The sequence below is a fragment of the Mucilaginibacter gynuensis genome, from assembly GCF_039541195.1.
GTDB lineage: Bacteria > Bacteroidota > Bacteroidia > Sphingobacteriales > Sphingobacteriaceae > Mucilaginibacter > Mucilaginibacter gynuensis.
Window position 1 is genome coordinate 573694 of sequence record NZ_BAABFT010000003.1, and the last position, 13173, is coordinate 586866.

12 protein-coding genes are annotated in these 13173 nt (G+C 43.0%); 9 read left to right on the top strand and 3 right to left on the bottom strand.

Annotated features, from left to right (window positions below):
* Window positions 1-44: 44 nt before the first annotated feature.
* The 3 genes from ABD894_RS08675 (at window position 45) to ABD894_RS08685 (ending at window position 5380) form a co-directional block, all read left to right on the top strand.
* Entirely contained in the window at window positions 45-749 is a 705-nt protein-coding gene (locus ABD894_RS08675; protein WP_345210615.1) for an NUDIX hydrolase, read from the top strand.
* A gap of 123 nt (window positions 750-872) precedes the next feature.
* Complete coding sequence (locus ABD894_RS08680; protein WP_345210616.1) at window positions 873-4370, top strand: PKD domain-containing protein; 3498 nt, start codon at window positions 873-875, stop codon at window positions 4368-4370.
* A complete protein-coding gene (locus ABD894_RS08685; RefSeq protein WP_345210617.1) occupies window positions 4367-5380 on the top strand; it encodes a PorP/SprF family type IX secretion system membrane protein in 1014 nt (337 codons plus the stop codon). Before ABD894_RS08680 ends, ABD894_RS08685 begins: the two co-directional genes overlap by 4 nt.
* 465 nt (window positions 5381-5845) lie before the next feature.
* On the opposite strand, the gene rpoN is transcribed toward ABD894_RS08685, so the two are convergent.
* Window positions 5846-7324 (bottom strand): RNA polymerase factor sigma-54, encoded by a 1479-nt coding sequence (gene rpoN / locus ABD894_RS08690; protein WP_345210618.1) that lies wholly within the window; start codon window positions 7322-7324, stop codon window positions 5846-5848.
* A gap of 150 nt (window positions 7325-7474) precedes the next feature.
* On the opposite strand from rpoN, the gene mscL reads away from it, so the two are divergent.
* The 5 genes from mscL (at window position 7475) to tsaB (ending at window position 9555) form a co-directional block, all read left to right on the top strand.
* Window positions 7475-7882, top strand: a complete 408-nt coding sequence (gene mscL, locus ABD894_RS08695) for a large-conductance mechanosensitive channel protein MscL (RefSeq protein WP_345210619.1) — start codon at window positions 7475-7477, stop codon at window positions 7880-7882.
* A gap of 128 nt (window positions 7883-8010) precedes the next feature.
* Window positions 8011-8169: a 50S ribosomal protein L34 gene (gene rpmH / locus ABD894_RS08700; protein WP_345210620.1), complete on the top strand. Its 159-nt coding sequence runs from the start codon at window positions 8011-8013 to the stop codon at window positions 8167-8169.
* A 68-nt stretch (window positions 8170-8237) separates the two neighbouring features.
* The gene (locus ABD894_RS08705; RefSeq protein ID WP_345210621.1) at window positions 8238-8639 is read left to right on the top strand and encodes a ribonuclease P protein component; all 402 of its coding nucleotides are present in this window, start codon (window positions 8238-8240) and stop codon (window positions 8637-8639) included.
* Window positions 8623-8856, top strand: coding sequence for a membrane protein insertion efficiency factor YidD (yidD, locus tag ABD894_RS08710; RefSeq protein ID WP_345210622.1), 234 nt, complete (start codon window positions 8623-8625; stop codon window positions 8854-8856). Before ABD894_RS08705 ends, yidD begins: the two co-directional genes overlap by 17 nt.
* A gap of 6 nt (window positions 8857-8862) precedes the next feature.
* Window positions 8863-9555 carry a tRNA (adenosine(37)-N6)-threonylcarbamoyltransferase complex dimerization subunit type 1 TsaB gene (gene tsaB / locus ABD894_RS08715; RefSeq protein WP_345210623.1) on the top strand — a complete coding sequence of 231 codons (693 nt, stop codon included), beginning with the start codon at window positions 8863-8865 and terminating at the stop codon, window positions 9553-9555.
* On the opposite strand, the gene ABD894_RS08720 is transcribed toward tsaB, so the two are convergent.
* Together ABD894_RS08720 and ABD894_RS08725 are read right to left on the bottom strand one after the other, a co-directional pair.
* Window positions 9556-10983 carry a DUF5723 family protein gene (locus tag ABD894_RS08720; RefSeq protein WP_345210624.1) on the bottom strand — a complete coding sequence of 476 codons (1428 nt, stop codon included), beginning with the start codon at window positions 10981-10983 and terminating at the stop codon, window positions 9556-9558. It abuts the gene before it with no gap.
* Window positions 10984-11110: 127 nt separating this feature from the next.
* The gene (locus tag ABD894_RS08725) at window positions 11111-12694 is read right to left on the bottom strand and encodes a hypothetical protein (RefSeq protein ID WP_345210625.1); all 1584 of its coding nucleotides are present in this window, start codon (window positions 12692-12694) and stop codon (window positions 11111-11113) included.
* Window positions 12695-12782: 88 nt separating this feature from the next.
* Between ABD894_RS08725 and ABD894_RS08730 the strand changes: the two genes are divergently transcribed.
* Window positions 12783-13172, top strand: coding sequence for a DUF423 domain-containing protein (locus ABD894_RS08730; protein WP_345210626.1), 390 nt, complete (start codon window positions 12783-12785; stop codon window positions 13170-13172).
* Window position 13173: the final 1 nt, after the last annotated feature.

The following is a 13173-nucleotide window of genomic DNA, read 5'->3' on the forward strand; positions in this document are numbered from 1 at the left end:
GTTTTTTTCATATATTGTAATATCATTAAACCTTGCCATTAAGCATGCAAAAATATACCGGCGAAAAAAGGATACTTGTAGCAACAGACTGTATTATTTTTGGCTTTGACGGATCGAATATTAAATTATTACTTGTGCAAAGGGGCATTGAACCCGAAATACACAAGTGGAGCCTTATGGGCGGCTTTATACAACCATCAGAAACCCCTGATGAAGCCGCCAACCGTGTTTTAGAACAACGTACAGGTTTAAATAACGTGTACATGGATCAGCTGAACGTGTTCGGTAAACCCGACCGCGATCCGGTGGAGCGCACCCTTTCTATCGCCTACTATGCACTCATCGATATTCATCAATATGAAAAACAGCTGAATGACGATTTTCATGCCGAATGGTTTTTGCTGGATGACATGCCCGACCTGATATTTGACCACAACGAAATGGTAAAGCAGGCCCGCAAGCAACTGATGTACAAAGCGGCATTGCATCCTATATTATTCCAACTACTGCCCGAAAAGTTTACCATTCCGCAATTGCAAGCCTTGTACGAAGGCGTTTACCAAACTAAGTTTGACGACCGTAACTTTAGCCGCAAGTTGCTATCAACCGGTTTGCTGGTAAAACTTACCGAAAAAGATAAGCAATCATCAAAAAAAGGCGCGTTCTACTACAAGCTCGATCAATCGCAGTATGCCGAAAACTTCGAATCGTTCCTGAACCTGGTGCCTAATCCCAATAAATTCTTTTAAAAGGATAAATACAATCAGTGCTTTTTGTGTTAATGGCTTGATATATAAAATGCTTTATGTATTTTTATAAGCGTTGCCCCTGCGGCAACAGGCTAACCATTAATTATAAATTGCGTGAGGGGGATGTTCAGGGCACTACTGCTCCTTATTTTATTTTTTTTTGCGGAGAACAGCTTCGCACAATCTAACACCAGTAACAAGGGTACTGAGTTTTGGACGGCCTACATGGAGCATTATTACGCTGCCGATGCGAGCGAAAGGCCCAGTCAGATGGCGCTATATATTACTTCTGACGTAAATACATCAGGTAGGGTTGAACTGGCAAATGGCGCTTTCTCACTCCCTTATACAGTTAGGGCAAATCAGGTTACTATAGTAGATATACCTGTATCCGCTTACATCAGAGGGCCGGGTCAATCGCTTAAAGGTATCCATATTACAGCGGGCAAGCCAGTTGCTGTATATGCGCATATTTATGCCAAAAGTGTATCGGGTGCAACATTGCTATTGCCCGTAAATACTTTGGGTAAAAAATATATCTCTATCAATTACACCCAAAAATCAAACGCCGAAGGGGAGAGAAGGAAGGCGTTTTCAACAATCTTGGTAGTTGCAACAGAGGATAATACCCAGGTTGTCATAAATCCTACCCAGCAGCTTACTGATGGTAAGCCGGCCAATCAGCCATTTAATGTTTTTTTGAAAAAGGGGGAAGTTTACCAGGTTGATTCAGAAACTGATCTTACAGGTTCTACCGTAAATTCTTTCAGTACTACCAATGAACCCTGCAAAAAGATAGCCGTGTTTTCGGGCAGTACAAAAATAGGTATAGGTTGTGTTTATGAGTTGGACAAATTCTCCTCAGATAATCTTTTTCAACAGGTATACCCAACCGCGGCATGGGGTAAAAATTATATAACTGTACCATTAGCCAGCCGCACTTTTGATATCTACCGTATTGTATTGAGTGACCCTCAAACAGAGGTGAAGTTAAACGGAGCAGTGGTAACGCCAAATACAGGTTCGCAGTTTATAGAGTTAATTTTACAAGGCACTCAATATATAACAGCTGATAAACCTATACAGGTGGCGCAATACGCTGTTACCCAAGGCCAAACGTTTGATTGCCGGTTTAGCGGTGGTGATATTGGTGATCCGGAAATGATCTATTTAAATCCGCTCGAACAAACTATTGATCATGTAACTCTTTACTCAACAGATAAGGATGCGATAAAAAATAATTTTATAAATGTTGTTATAAAAACTACAGCAGTTTCATCATTTGTACTGGATGGTAGCCCGTACACAATTTTTGAACCTATACAGGCCACCAATAATGAATATTCATACGCCCAGATCAGCGTGGGAGTAGGCACGCATAACATATCTGCACAAGAGGGTTTTAACGCTATTGCTTACGGTTTCGGGAATAACGAATCATACGGGTATGCAGCCGGCACCAACCTGGCTAACCTAAATGAGCGGGTTGTATTGCATGACCCGATAACTGGCGAATCGGTAACCGCCGGTTGTGTAGGTACAAGCTATAAATTACAACTCACATTACCTTATAAAACCAATACTATTAGCTGGGATTTTGGCGATGGCACCACTGCCGGACCGTTTAATGATCCACCATTTACCACAAAGGAAAAAGACGGTAAAACGCTGTATGTGTATGAATATCACGAACAAACCTACAGCATAGGCGACCACGTGGTGATGGCCAAAGTTTTTAACCCAACAGGTGATGATTGCGGCTCGACTGAAGAGGTAGAGTTTGATTTTAACGTAGCTAACCTACCCGTTGCAGCGTTTGATGTAACCGCTAACTGCGCCGGTGTAAACGCAATTTTTAACGATAAAAGCGCCGCGAATGGTACTTTGATAAAGGCCTGGCTATGGCAATTTGACGACGGGACTACCTCCGATCAGCAAAACCCCGAACATATTTTCAACACAGCCGGCGATCATACCATTACCCTCACCGTAACTAACGAAAATGGTTGTACCGATGTAATTAGCAAGGTGGTAAATTTTAAGCCTTTGCCAGTTGTAGGCTTCAATACATCGGCAATGGTGTGTTCTGGTAAAGAAATAGAATTTACAGGCACCGGCAACGCGCTCAATACCATTACCAAATGGATATGGGATTTTGGCGACGGAACTATATCTGAAGCATTAACTGTTAACACAGTAAAGCATACCTACGCCGCACCGGGTGTTTATCCCGTTAAGGTAACTGCCGAAAATACCAATGGCTGTATCAGTATAAGCTCTCGTTCTGTAGATGTAGGCTTTAGTCCTGATGCTGATTTTACTATGGCACAGGCCTGCGTTAACGACCCCGCACAGTTCACCTACAAAAATTTGATAGCTACCCAAAACGATGCCACCTTTACTTTTAAGTGGGATTTTGGAGATGCGGGCTCGGGTGCTTTGAATGCATCTACCGATAGAAATCCATCACATCGTTATGCCACACCGGGTACTTATGATGTTAAATTAACAGTTACCACGCAACAAGGTTGTGTTGTTGAACGTACAAACCGCATCACCATAAACGGCGATCAGTTTGCCGGTGGTTTTAGTGTAGAGGATCAAGATAGGTTGTGCAGTAACCGCGATGTTGTTTTTATAAACAATGCAACGGTTAATGTAGGTAGTATTGTGAGGGTAGAATGGTATTTTGATTTGGACGGTCACCCTAATGATAAAGAGGTTTATACTATTGATAACATGCCTGCCGATGGAAAGTATACCCATAAATATGATACGTTTACTTTGCCGGAGAGCAAACCTTACCGTGTGAAAATGGTTGTGTATTCGGGCGAAAATTGCTCAAGGGAGTTTGAGTTGCCAATAACTGTGTATGCCCAGCCTTACGTAGCGCTTTCGCCAACAGGCAATATTGTGGTGTGTGAGGATGACGCGCCGCTAACATTCGGCCAAACAGAAAATGGTACATTAATCAGCGGAGGCACATTTACGGGTAGGGGCGTATCATCAACCGGGGTATTTGATCCTAAAGTGGCCGGGCCGGGTATATTCGAAATAAACTATACCTATTTATCGGGCAAGGGATGTGATTTTAACACTACGTTTAACGTAATGGTTAACGCATTGCCAAAAATAGATGTAAAGCCGCAGTATACGTTTTTTGAAGGTGGGCAGGTGTTAATAACAGCGCAGGCAAGCGGCGCAAGCTTGGTTTATAAATGGTCACCGTCGATTGGACTTAGCAATCCGGATATTTTGCAGCCTACAGCAAACCCGGCAGTTGATACCAAATACCAGTTAACAGTATCATCGGGCGCATGCGAAACTACTGTAGATGTGTTTGTTAAGGTATTGCGTAAAATAATTGTACCGAATACGTTTTCGCCGAATGGCGACGGTGCTAATGATACATGGAAAATTCAAAATATAGAAGATTACCCTAACTGTTTAATTACTATATTTAACAGGTATGGCGATAAGGTGTATACAAGCACAGGTTATGGCAACGGCTGGAACGGAACGCGAAACGGAGCCGGCTTGCCTACAGCTACTTACTATTATATAATTGATTTAAAAGACGGACATAAACCGGTTTCCGGTAATGTTACAATATTACGATGATAAAGAAATTTTACTTTTTAGTATTAGTGGCCCTATGCGGTGCCGGGTTAGCCAAAGCACAGCAAAAGCCGCAGTACACGCAATATGTGCTCAATAATTACTTGCTGAACCCTGCTTTAAGCGGTATAGAAAACTATACCGATATGAAAGTAGGCCACCGCAGCCAGTGGACCGGTTTAGACGGCGCGCCCGTTACCAGTTATTTTACCATTAACGCCCCATTGGGTAGTAACTTTTTGCAGGGCGATGCCTCGGCTATGCCATCTTACGGCGGACAAAACCCGTTAAGCAGACTATACACCCAAAACTATCAGGCCGCCGAACCGCATCACGGCATTGGTTTAATGGTGGTGAACGATGTTACGGGCCCTATCAACCAAACCAATATTAATGCTACCTATGCCTATCATCTGGGCTTGTCGCCAACGCTCAATTTGGCCGTAGGTGTATCCGCAGGTGCTAACTATAACAGCTTAAATACCTCAAAGCTTACCTTCGAGAACGATATAGACCCTGTACTGCGAGGCAATACCTATAGCCGCTGGAACCCTGACCTGGGTGTGGGTGCATGGGCATATTCATCAACATGGTTTGCAGGGGTATCAGCACAACAATTGCTTACGCAAAAGCTATATTTTAGCGATAATACTGCCGATAGCAAAACGGTACCGCATTATTTTGTTACCGCGGGTTTTAAGGTGTTCTTAACAGATGAGATCACCCTGTTGCCATCAACTTTATTAAAGATAATTGAGCCAACACCGGTAACCTTTGATGTAAACATGAAACTGGCCTTCAGCGATCGTTTATGGATAGGCGGCTCATATCGCAAAGGCGATTCATTCGGCGCGCTGCTGGGCGTTAATATCAACTCCATATTCAACGTAAGCTACTCGTACGATTATACCACATCAGCCTTGCGTACCGTTAGTAACGGTACCCACGAGATCGTATTAGGTATATTGCTTAACAACAAGTACAAGCTGCTATCGCCTCAACACGGGTTTTAGTAAGTAAAAATTCAAAAGTTAAAATTCAAAAACCAGAGCATAGATCAGTGGGCTTTTTCCTTGTACGCTGTCATGTTGAGGAAGGAAACATCTATCACTGGCAGGTCCTGCGTTGTAGATTCTTCACTGCGTTCAGAATGACAGGGTGGGAGTATCTTTTACACATACACAAACTGTCATGTTGAGGAACGAAACATCTATCACAAGCAGGTCCGGCGAAGAAGATTCTGAACGTAGTGAAGAATGACAGAAGCTCGGAAGATTAAATTTCATGTCATTTCGAACGAGGTACGAGGAGAAATCTTCTGCTTCGAGCAAGTGGCAGACATGAATGGCGAAGAAGATCTCTCCCTACGGTCGAGATGACAAGTAGGCTTCCCAACAGCCGTGCGTTCAGAATGACAGTATAAGGAAAATCTTACATCCTGATTCCTGAATCTCAACTCTTACTTCTAAAACTAAAACCTAAAGTTCCTTACGCAACCTCGCTACCGGGATATTCATTTGTTCGCGGTATTTGGCTACGGTACGGCGGGCTATGTTGTAGCCGCTTTCTTTGAGTATTTCGGTGAGTTTTTCGTCGGCAAGGGGGTGGCGCTTGTCTTCTTTGCCAATGTGTTCTTCCAGTATTTTCTTCACCTCTTTGTTTGATACCTCTTCGCCGCTTTCGGTTTGTATGGCTTCAGAGAAGAAGGATTTCAGCAGAAAGGTACCATGTTCAGTCTGCACGTACTTGGAGTTGGCTACGCGCGATACGGTTGATATATCCATGCCTATTCTGTCGGCAATGTCTTTCAGTATCATCGGTTTAAGGTTCTTTTCGTCGCCGGTTAAAAAGAAATCGTACTGGTACTGCATTATGGCGTTCATGGTTTTCAGCAGAGTTTGCTGGCGCTGCTTAATAGCATCAATAAACCACTTGGCCGAATCCAATTTTTGCTTTACAAACTGTACCGCTTCTTTCAGTTTTTTGTCCTTTTGCGATGCCTTATCGTAATGCTGAAACATCTCCTGGTACGAACGGCTTACCTTCAGTTCAGGCGCGTTTTTGGAGTTGAGGGTTAATATCAGCGAACCATCATTATTGGTGATATGAAAGTCGGGTATTACCTGCATTTGCTTGGTATTCACCTCGTTTGAGTCGCCGGGTTTTGGGTTGAGCTTTAATATCTCGTTGATCACCCCACGTAATTCCGCCGAATCCATATTGAGCGATTTTTCGAGCTTATCGTAATGCTTACGGGTAAACTCATCAAGGTAATGCTCAACAACCAATATGGCTTTTTTTATGATCGGGTCGGTATTGTTATCCTTTTTGCGGAGCTGGATCAGTAGGCACTCCTGTAAGGTACGCGCGCCAACACCGGCAGGGTCAAAGCTTTGTATCACCTTCAGCATGTCCTCCACCTCTTCATCTTCGGCCATTACGTTTTGCGAAAAGGCCAAATCGTCGGTAAGCGACATGATGGGTCGACGCAGGTAACCATCGTCATCTAAACTGCCGATGATCTGCTTGCCTATCATAAAATCCTTTTCGGTTAAAGGCAAAAGGTCAAGCTGGGCTTGCAGGTTTTCAAAGAATGAGCTTTGAATAGCGATAGGCATTTCTTTCTTATCTTCTTCATCATCGCCGTTCTGATCATAGCGCGAGCCATAATCGTTCAGGTTATCATCCTGCAAATAGTCGTCTATATTAAATTCATCGGCCTCGCCGCTTTCGTTATCACTGTTGTAATTGTCTTCGTCGGGGTCGCGGTCGGGGTATTGTTCTTCGGGTTCGTTAAGGTTAGTTAAACTTAGGTCTTCAAGTGCCGGATTTTCCTCCAATTCCTCCTTTATCCTGGTGTCGAGAGATACTGTAGGCACCTGCAACAATTTTATAAATTGTATTTGCTGCGGCGACAGCTTTTGTAATAGCTTTTGTTGAAGATTCTGTTTTAACATAATTAGTAGTAGGCCAAAAATACATCAAATACCCCTAACTTTAAAATAAGTTAAGCTTATCGATACTTAAAGTTGATAAAAGGATAAAAGAAAATATTTGTTTTAGCCTGCCGATTTTTTTTAACTTTATTCAACTAAACACTGAAACTTATGGGAGTTGTAAAGGAATTTAAAGAATTTGCCATGCGTGGCAACGTTGTCGATTTGGCAGTGGGTGTTGTTATTGGTGCCGCCTTTGGTAAAATAGTAACCTCATTGGTGAACGATGTAATAATGCCGCCGCTGGGGCTGCTGCTAAGTGGTATCGATTTTAAAGATGCCAAGTACGTGCTTAAACCTGCACTGGGCGATAAACCCGAAACAGCCATCAACTACGGTATGTTCATTAACAGTGTTATCGATTTTATCATCGTGGCATTCTGTATATTTTTGGTGGTAAAAGGTATCAACTCCCTTAAAAAGAAAAAAGAAGAAGAGCCTGCCGCTCCGGCTGCACCAAGCACCGAAGAGGTGTTACTTACCGAAATACGCGACTTGCTGGCAGCTAAAAAGGCTTAATATTGTGCAAATGTTAATAAATAACGGCTTTAATGCTAATTATTAACAACGGTACTATTTGACAAGTGCGAAAAAACCACTACATTTGCGCTCTTGTTTTTAAAAGACGATATTAAGAATATAAAGTAATGAAAAGAACGTTCCAGCCTTCTCAAAGAAAAAGAAGAAATAAGCACGGTTTCCGTGAGCGCATGGCATCTGCTAACGGCAGAAGGATTTTAGCTTCAAGAAGAGCTAAAGGCAGAAAAAGGTTAACCGTGTCTGACGAGCGTCGTCATAAAGCGTAATTCCGGTTTCTACGTTGCGGTAACTTCAGCCGGATCAAGTTAATTTTTTTGGTTTGGAGCCAGCAACTATGTATACTTTCAAAAAAGAAGAACGGTTATGTAACAAAGGGCTTATTGACAGTCTTTTTCATAGCGGTTCTTCTTTTTTATGTTATCCTTATAAGGCATCGTGGCGGCTTGTTGATAATGCCGGCCAATATCCTGTGCAGGTAATGTTTTCGGTTGCCAAAAAGCGGTACAAACACGCTGTTGACCGTAATACCATTAAACGCCGCTCGCGCGAGGCATACCGCCTCAATAAACAGCAACACCTTTACAATTTTTTACAGGCATCAAATAAGCACATTATTTTGTCGTTAAGTTATATAGGCAAGGATATTGCCGAGTATGATTTTATTGAGAAAAAGATGGTAAAGCTGTTAACCCAGTTGAGCGAGCAAATTAGCAAAGTAAATGATCAGGCTGTTTAACCGCATTGTCGGGGCATTTTTTTTGATGCTCATCAGGCTGTATCAATACCTGCTGTCGCCAATGCTGGGCGCGTCCTGCCGTTATACGCCATCGTGTTCGCAGTATGGTGTAGAAGCTATAAAAAAACATGGCGCTTTTAAAGGCGGATGGTTAACTTTGAAGCGCATTGCCCGCTGCAACCCCTGGGGAGGCCACGGGCACGATCCTGTACCCTGAGAATACATGAGCATAATACTACAAATTGAAACTGCTACTACCTCTTGTTCTGTAGCGCTGGCTAAAGAGGGCCTTGTTATTGCCCAAAAGCAAATTAACGAGCGCAATATACACGCCGAAGTAATTACCCTTTTTATTGAAGAACTGGTGCACGCCGCCGGGTTAACTTATGCTGATGTGGATGCCGTTGCGGTAAGCTGTGGGCCGGGTTCGTATACAGGGCTGCGTATTGGTGTATCTACCGCTAAGGGTTTATGCTACGCGCTGGATAAGCCGCTCATCGCTATTGAAACATTAGAAGCTATGGCCTATGGTGCTATGCCATTGGCAGCTGCTTACAATAAGGCAGATATTTTATTGTGCCCCATGATTGATGCCCGCCGTATGGAGGTTTACACCGCCCTGTTTGATATGCAAGGCAACCGTGTAAAAGCTACCGCCGCCGAAATTATCGATGAAAACAGTTTAGCTACCGAACTGCAAAACAACCCAATATTATTTTTTGGCGATGGCGCGGACAAGTGCGAAGCAGTGTTAGGCGCAAACAATAACGCGATATTTTCTCCCAGCTTTCAAAACAACGCGGCACACCTTAGCCAATTGGCTTTGAAAAAGTTTAACGATAAGGCTTTTGAAGATGTGGCTTATTTTGAACCTTACTATCTTAAAGATTTTATTGCCGGTAAAAAGGCGCTATAATTAGTTGCTCTTAAACAACCTGTGATATAACCTGCCAAAAAAGCCCGGTTCGCCGCTTGGCATACGGCTGGCATTCATCGGGCTTTCTATATAATTACCGAACTTAAACGATACCCCAAAAAACAGGTTGCCACCGGTGAAAGCCCCCGAATGAGTAATTTGCGATTGACGGCCATAAGCCGCCAGTATGGTCCGGCCGGTTTCAAATACCCGCTCGCTGCCTAAAAAGAACTCCGCGTTAGGCGTTTTAAACATAAACTGCCCACCAAAGCTTAACAAATTAAGGTCGTTATACGATGACAGCACCGTTACTATGCATTTTTTGTACTGTATATGGTTTACCACGGCGGCAGTAAAGCCCGAGTAAAATAGTTGCTTGTTAACGATGATGGATGGCGACATCTTCCAGGTTTGATCATAATTTAGCCAATACGCCTTTGACGCGCTTAGTTCGGCACGGCCATCGGTAGGGGTAAAGAAATGCCCTGTTTCGAGGTTCCCCGTTCTTAACAACCTTGATAATTGCGCGCTCGTACTGTCCTCACGTTGCCTTGTACTCAAATCGGTAAGCATGGTAGCGCCGTCAATATTGTATATGCTGGCTTTGCTGTTCCACCTGATAAAACCTACATCCTTTAAATTTCCCTGAAAAACCACTCCCTCATCATTTTTATATGAGCCGCCCAGCGTGAACGATAAACCCGGATTACGCAGGCTCGGTTTAAAATCGCGCGCGCCTGATGTGCCTTCCACATGCGAAGTATAGCGTTGCGCGTTTAGGGCCAAAATCGCATTGTCCTGATCATTGAACTCGATATATGAATTGTAGATCTTTAGTTTTTGATACTGCGCACCCATCAAAAAATTAAGCTTTAAGCCTAATGCAAAACGGGGCGTTATCTTTTCGCGGTAAGTAACACCTAACTGATGGTACGTTTGGTAGTAGGCATTTCCTTTGAATGGATTATTGTAAGCACCTGTTTCAAAACTACCAGAACCGTTAAAAAGGGCCACGGTTTCGTCGGTAAACAAAGCATTTCCTTCACCTCTTGATTGTAGGGAGAAACCCAGTTCCTGATCTCCATCCTGGCTGGTATATATCTTGAACATCAGCAAGTATATATTGGCGTTAACGGTGATGTGATTGAACTTGCCCTGACCAATTTGCAGGGCGCTGTTGTTGTAGCGGGCATCAAAAGCACGGCTCTTTAAAGATACCTGCGCGTTGCCGGTAATAACCAGATCGGTGCCCGCGGTAGGGAAAAGAAAATTGGAGGCGAACATCCGGCTCGAATCGCGAATAAAGGAGCGTTGCGACGGATTCTCGAACGAATCAAATAAAGTTTCGGTATTATATTGTGCCAGTTGCTGTGCAAAAAGATTAACAGAGGATAGTAAGAGTGCAAAAAACAGTAGACTTTTCTTCATAAATACGATAACGTGTGCTTGAAACTTAGTGGCTGTTTGCAAATCAGCACCTCAAACACGGTTGCGTTGCAATTTAACATTCTAATGTTAAAACGCAGTAAAGCCACTATAGTTTATAACAAAACAATTATTTATTTGCAGATAATGTAGTATCTGCCGGGTTCAGCTTCATACAAAAGTTGGTGTAAAAGTTTTTGTCCGACGCGGTGAGCTGGTACGACAGCGCGTAATAATCGTTAAAGCCGGGTTCGTTTTTCTTAAACAGATCGTACATCGGCTTGCTAAGATCACGCCTTAATATAGTTTGCGAGTTTTTGAAATTAAGATAGAAGTTCACATTGCTGCTTTGCGCCAGCAGGTTATCAAACAGGTTGTAGCTATCCATCTTTATTAAAAACTTACCGTTAATGTAGGTTTCGTAATAGCTTTCCAGTTCGGCATAACTGTTGGCAAGCAGCAGGTAATTATCAATCACCATAAAATAAGGCTTGCGGAAAATACCAAAGGCATCGCCCAGTAAAAAATAAGGCACCTTATCGTAATTAAAACGTCCGCTGTTCTCACTCATGCCCGTGCTGATGTTCAGCATGGTGGGTTTAAGCTTAGAGCCGTCTTTAATGGCGATAATACCCAGTTTTTCCTGGTAGCGGGTGGTAACTATGGCAAACTCATGCATAAGGGCACTGTTAAAGTTAGCTTGCAGGTTTACGCCAGTTTCGTTTTTAATTTTGGCGAGTAAGGCTGCTTTCTCCTTAGCTTGGTTAGCCTTGCGGTACCAGTCGGCCAGATCGGTAGTGAATTTTTTACTGTCGGCCACCCCAAAGTTGATAAAATAGGCCGTGGTTGACGGAAAGATATTTTTAAGCTGATTATTTACCGGCTGCTGATTGCTGAACAGGTTGAGGTAACTGGTAGGCGCGGTTTTATCAGTAGTGGTGGTGCCGTTAAACAGCAAAGCATCGCTTTTATAATTTAAGCTGAGCACCGCGGTTGCCGGTAATACCCTGAAGCTTTTAAATATATCGGTATTGCTGTTTTTAAAAAGGTTATCGAACAGCGCATTCAGTTCGCGGTAGTTCACATACAGGTTGGCCGGCGAATTTGAATTTTGTTTGGCAGGCAGCAGCTCGAAAGGCTGCTTTTTTTTATCGTCGTAAGCGGCTGTGGTCTCTATCAGTTCTTTAGAAAAACTTCCGCTTAGTATATTGTTGTTATTTACTATGGTATAAAAGCGCCTGTTAAGTGCTTTTACAAAAAAGGTATAGCCCTTTTTGCCTGCCACAGTATACGGACTTACCAGCAGGTTGCTTTTGCCAATGTTATTAAATATGCCTTCCTCTAAAGTTTTTACCGCGGGTATGGTAATGAGCAAATTAAGGCTGTCGTTTTTTGCAGGATGCAGGGAGATGAAGATATCCTGACCGTAAAAATAATTTTTAAGTAATGTTTTTGTCAGTACCTGCTCACGCAGTAGGCTAAGTTCATCGAGGGTTTGTTTGCCTGCCACGGCAGGTAATAGTGTATTTCCCTGAAAAATCTCGTCGAACCCGTTATCGTTACTAAACTCAAATATAAAGGCGGCATCACCGGGTATGTGGCTCATCACCTGGCTGGTATGCAAACCCGGCGGACTTAAATTTTTGAAATAAGCTACCGTCATGTATCCGGCGGCTACAAGCAAAAGTATAGTTACAATGATGATCCTTTTCATTATATGTTTGCACCGCAAGTTAGATAATTACAACACGGCATTAAAGTATAGTTTCAAATTTGGTTAACTTAGCCTTTTAATATCTTCAATGAACAAACAAATTATTATTACCGCCGCGCTGTTTGGCGCAGTGGCAGTTATATTAGGTGCATTTGGCGCTCACGGCTTAAAGGCCCTCATTACACAACCCCAATTAGAAATTTGGCAAAAAGGCGTTGATTATCAGTTTTACCACGTTTTCGCGTTATTGTTCCTGTCTACATTTACACGTTTTAAAAACAAATTAATTGCAGGCGCATACTACTTTTTTTCGTTAGGCATCGTGTTTTTTTCGGGTTCGTTGTACCTGCTGGCCTGCCGCGATCTGTTAGGATTGGACACGCTTACACGTATTATTGGCCCTATAACACCACTTGGCGGTTTGTTTTTTATAGTAGGCTGGGTACTGGTTGTTTTGGCAGCCATCAGAAATAAGTAAT

What these genes read in the sequence shown, in the direction of transcription:
- ABD894_RS08675 (WP_345210615.1), top strand. Translation starts at nt 45, where the DNA reads ATGCAAAAATATACCGGCGAAAAAAGGATACTTGTAGCAACAGACTGT.
- ABD894_RS08680 (WP_345210616.1), top strand. Translation starts at nt 873, where the DNA reads ATGTTCAGGGCACTACTGCTCCTTATTTTATTTTTTTTTGCGGAGAAC.
- ABD894_RS08685 (WP_345210617.1), top strand. Translation starts at nt 4,367, where the DNA reads ATGATAAAGAAATTTTACTTTTTAGTATTAGTGGCCCTATGCGGTGCC.
- rpoN (WP_345210618.1), bottom strand. Translation starts at nt 7,324, where the DNA reads ATGTTAAAACAGAATCTTCAACAAAAGCTATTACAAAAGCTGTCGCCG.
- mscL (WP_345210619.1), top strand. Translation starts at nt 7,475, where the DNA reads ATGGGAGTTGTAAAGGAATTTAAAGAATTTGCCATGCGTGGCAACGTT.
- rpmH (WP_345210620.1), top strand. Translation starts at nt 8,011, where the DNA reads ATGAAAAGAACGTTCCAGCCTTCTCAAAGAAAAAGAAGAAATAAGCAC.
- ABD894_RS08705 (WP_345210621.1), top strand. Translation starts at nt 8,238, where the DNA reads ATGTATACTTTCAAAAAAGAAGAACGGTTATGTAACAAAGGGCTTATT.
- yidD (WP_345210622.1), top strand. Translation starts at nt 8,623, where the DNA reads ATGATCAGGCTGTTTAACCGCATTGTCGGGGCATTTTTTTTGATGCTC.
- tsaB (WP_345210623.1), top strand. Translation starts at nt 8,863, where the DNA reads ATGAGCATAATACTACAAATTGAAACTGCTACTACCTCTTGTTCTGTA.
- ABD894_RS08720 (WP_345210624.1), bottom strand. Translation starts at nt 10,983, where the DNA reads ATGAAGAAAAGTCTACTGTTTTTTGCACTCTTACTATCCTCTGTTAAT.
- ABD894_RS08725 (WP_345210625.1), bottom strand. Translation starts at nt 12,694, where the DNA reads ATGAAAAGGATCATCATTGTAACTATACTTTTGCTTGTAGCCGCCGGA.
- ABD894_RS08730 (WP_345210626.1), top strand. Translation starts at nt 12,783, where the DNA reads ATGAACAAACAAATTATTATTACCGCCGCGCTGTTTGGCGCAGTGGCA.